6 protein-coding genes are annotated in these 3,286 nt (G+C 74.8%); 2 read left to right on the top strand and 4 right to left on the bottom strand.

The genetic code is table 11. The annotated features are described in order from the left end of the window. On the top strand, window positions 1–410 hold a 410-nt coding region (locus HUW36_RS28825; protein ID WP_174531000.1), incomplete at its 5' end, for an aminotransferase class V-fold PLP-dependent enzyme. 55 nt (window positions 411–465) lie between these two features. Continuing rightward, window positions 466–708, top strand: a complete 243-nt coding sequence (locus HUW36_RS28830) for a sulfurtransferase TusA family protein (protein ID WP_174531001.1) — start codon at window positions 466–468, stop codon at window positions 706–708. Here HUW36_RS28830 and HUW36_RS28835 read toward each other — a convergent pair. The 4 genes from HUW36_RS28835 to HUW36_RS28850 form a co-directional block, all read right to left on the bottom strand. After that, window positions 681–1,244 (bottom strand): P-loop nucleotide/nucleoside kinase family protein, encoded by a 564-nt coding sequence (locus HUW36_RS28835; RefSeq protein WP_174531002.1) that lies wholly within the window; start codon window positions 1,242–1,244, stop codon window positions 681–683. The genes HUW36_RS28830 and HUW36_RS28835 overlap by 28 nt on opposite strands. Continuing rightward, window positions 1,241–2,215 (bottom strand): carbohydrate kinase family protein, encoded by a 975-nt coding sequence (locus HUW36_RS28840; RefSeq protein WP_174531003.1) that lies wholly within the window; start codon window positions 2,213–2,215, stop codon window positions 1,241–1,243. Before HUW36_RS28840 ends, HUW36_RS28835 begins: the two co-directional genes overlap by 4 nt. Before the next feature lie 197 nt (window positions 2,216–2,412). Further along, window positions 2,413–2,784: an iron-sulfur cluster insertion protein ErpA gene (gene erpA / locus HUW36_RS28845; RefSeq protein ID WP_091573194.1), complete on the bottom strand. Its 372-nt coding sequence runs from the start codon at window positions 2,782–2,784 to the stop codon at window positions 2,413–2,415. Window positions 2,785–2,921: 137 nt separating this feature from the next. Continuing rightward, on the bottom strand, window positions 2,922–3,286 hold a 365-nt coding region (locus HUW36_RS28850; protein WP_174531004.1), incomplete at its 5' end, for a glycerate kinase.

Below are 3,286 nucleotides of genomic sequence, written 5' to 3' on the forward strand. Positions count from 1 at the left end.
CGAGCCTGCGCGCGGCGGCGGCCGACGCGGCGGCGGAGGCGGCCCGGCTGGGTCCGCTGGTGGACCGGATCCGGGCCCGGGTGGCGGCCGAGGTGCCGGACGTGGAGGTGGTCGGCGACCCGGTGGACCGCCTCCCCCACCTGGTGACGTTCTCCTGCCTGTACGTGGACGGGGAGGCGCTGCTGCACGCGCTGGACCGGCGCGGCTTCGCGGTCTCGTCCGGCTCGTCCTGCACGTCCTCGACGTTGCGGCCGTCACACGTGCTGGAGGCGATGGGGGTGCTGTCGCACGGCAACGTGCGGGTGTCGCTGCACCGGGAGACCACCGAGGCGGACGTGGAGCGGTTCCTGGCCGAGCTGCCCGGGATCGTCGCCGACCTGCGGGCCGAGGCGGGGGTGACGGACCTGTGAGCGCGAGGAGCGAGCCGGTCCTGCGAGCCCCGCAGTCGCGAACGGAGACGGACCTGTGAGCGCGAGGAGCGAGCCGGACGAGGTGCTCGACTGCCGGGGGCAGCGCTGCCCGCTGCCGGTGATCAACCTGGCCCGGCGGGTGCCGGACCTGCCCGCCGGCGCGGTCGTGCGGGTGCTCGCCGACGACCCGGCCGCCGCGGTGGACATCCCGGCCTGGTGCCGGATGCGCGGCCACGAGTTCCTCGCCGCGCACCCCGACGACGGGCCCGGCTACGACGTGCGGGTGTCGCCCAGGTAGGCGAGGATCCCGGGCAGCGGGTCTGTCGCCACTGCGGTGTCGACCACCAGGCGCGGGCCGATCAGCGGCTCGTACTCGGCCCGCCGGCGCAGCGTCTGTTCCCAGGTCACGTGCTCCTCGGGCGGCCGGGCCTCGACCCGGCGGCGGTGCTCCGCCTCGTCGCCGCAGTGCACCTCGACCACCCGCAGCGGCACGCCGGCCCGCTCGGCCAGGTCGTGCCAGAGGCCGCGGGCGCTGGCTACCGGGTTCACCGCGTCGACCACCACGCTGAACCCCAGGCCGAGCTGCACCTCGGCCAGCCCGGCGACCGCGCCGTACGCGGCCATGCCGGGCACGTCACCGGTGAGGCCGTACCGGCCCAGGGCCCGTTCGACCGGGTCGACCGGCAGCACCGGGGCGCGCAGCGCGGCGCCGACCCGTGCGGCCAGGGTGCTCTTGCCCACGCCGGGCAGCCCGGCGAACGCGACGAGCAGCGGGCCGCCGACGGGGCGGACCTCCGGGTCCACTCCGCCGGCCGGGCCCGGCACGCCTGTCACAGCAGGTGCGGCCGGACGTCCTCGGCGGCCGCGTCGCCGTACGACTCGGCGAGCCGCTTCACGAACAGGTCCCGGCGGACCTCGTACTCCTGGCCGCCGAAGTTCTCCAGCACGAGCGTGGCCAGCAGGCAGCCGACCTGGGCGGCGCGCTCCAGGCCGACGCCCCAGTCGAGCGCGGCGAAGAAGCCGGCCCGGAAGCCGTCGCCGACGCCGGTCGGGTCGACCGCCTGGATCTCCCGCGCGATCGGCACCCGGATGGTGCCGACCTCCCGGCCGGCGATCTCCACGCCCTGCTTGCCCAGCGTGGTGACCCGCACCTTCACCCGGTCCAGCAGCTGCTCGTCGCTGAGGCCGGCCTTGCTCTGCAGCAGCGACCGCTCGTACTCGTTGGTCATCAGGTAGTCGGCGCCGTCGATCAGGCCGAGCACGTCCGCGCCGTCCATCCGGGCGAGCTGCTGCGACGGGTCGGCGACGAAGGAGTAGCCGCGGTCGCGGCACTCGGCGGAGTGCCGGATCATCGCGGCCGGGTCGTTGGCGCTGACCAGCACCAGGTCCAGCCCGCCGAGCCGCTGCGCGACCGGGGCCAGCTCGATGTTGCGGGCCTCGCTCATCGCGCCCGCGTAGAACGAGGCGATCTGGCACATGTCGGTGTCGGTGGTGCAGACGAAGCGGGCCGTGTGCGCCACCTCGCTGACGTGCACCGAGTCGCAGTCCACGCCGTGCCGCTCCAGCCAGGAGCGGTAGTCGGCGAAGTCGGCGCCGACGGCGCCGAGGAGCACCGGCCGCAGCCCGAGCTGGGCCATGCCGAACGCGATGTTGGCGGCGGTGCCGCCGCGCCGCAGCACCAGCTCGTCGACGAGGAAGGACAGCGAGACCTTGTCGAGCTGGTCGGCGATGAGCTGGTCGGCGAAGCGGCCGGGGAAGCTCATCAGGTGGTCGGTCGCGATCGAGCCGGTCACGGCGATCTTCATGTCAACCCTCGTGGTCGGGAGCACGGCGCGGTCAGCCTACCGGTCGGCCCGCCCACCCGGACGGCGGTCGGCCGCCGACCGGTCGTGCCGCGCACATCCGGACGTCACCGCACGGACACCCAGCGGGTACGACGAAACGGCGGGGCCACCCCGTCCGGGGTGGCCCCGCCGTTTACGGTCGGGTTCGGCCCGCCGACTCAGCTGAAGGAGTCGCCACAGGCGCAGGAGTTGCCGGCGTTCGGGTTGTCGATGGTGAAGCCCTGGGCGTCGATCCGGTCGGCGAAGTCGATGGTGGCGCCGGCCAGGTAGGGGGCGCTCATCCGGTCGACGACGACCTCGACACCGCCGAAGTCGGTGACGACGTCACCGTCGAGCGACCGCTCGTCGAAGAAGAGCTGGTACCGCAGGCCGGAACAGCCACCCGGCTGCACGGCGACCCGGAGCCGCAGGTCGTCGCGGCCCTCCTGCTCGATCAGGGCCTTGACCTTCTGCGCCGCGACGTCGGTGAGGACGACGGTGCTGGGGGCCTGCGTGGCCTCGGTCGACTCGGTCTGCGCTGGCGTGGTCACGTGGAAGTCTCCCTGCGCGGTATGAGGTCCGGACGTACTGGCCAACGCCGTGCGTCCGCCAGTATTCCCGGTGGTCCGTCTCCGATCGTACGCCGCTGCCGGCGCGACCACCCGACGGCGTGACCAGCGGAACGCCCTCAGCGGCTCCACTGGCCGGCCAGGCGGGCGCCGAGCGCCCGCAGCCCCTCGGCCGGACGTTCCATCGCCGCGGCCACTCCCCCGTGCTCCTCGCCGCCGAAGTGCTCGACCAGGCTGTGCGCCTCGGTCACGCCGGCGGCGGCGGCCTCCCGCCGGCCGGTGCTCACCCGTCCCGCCAGCACCACGCACGGCACGCCCCGGTCCCGGGCGGCCCCGGCCACGCCGGCGACGACCTTGCCGCGCAGCGACTGGTGGTCGAACGAGCCCTCGCCGGTGACCACCAGATCGACGGTGTCCAGCGCGGCGTCCAGGCCGACCGCCCGGGTGACCAGCCCGATGCCCGACTCGCACCGCCCGCCCAGCG

The organism is Micromonospora maritima (assembly GCF_902825405.1).
In the GTDB taxonomy this organism is placed as follows: Bacteria; Actinomycetota; Actinomycetes; order Mycobacteriales; family Micromonosporaceae; genus Micromonospora; species Micromonospora maritima.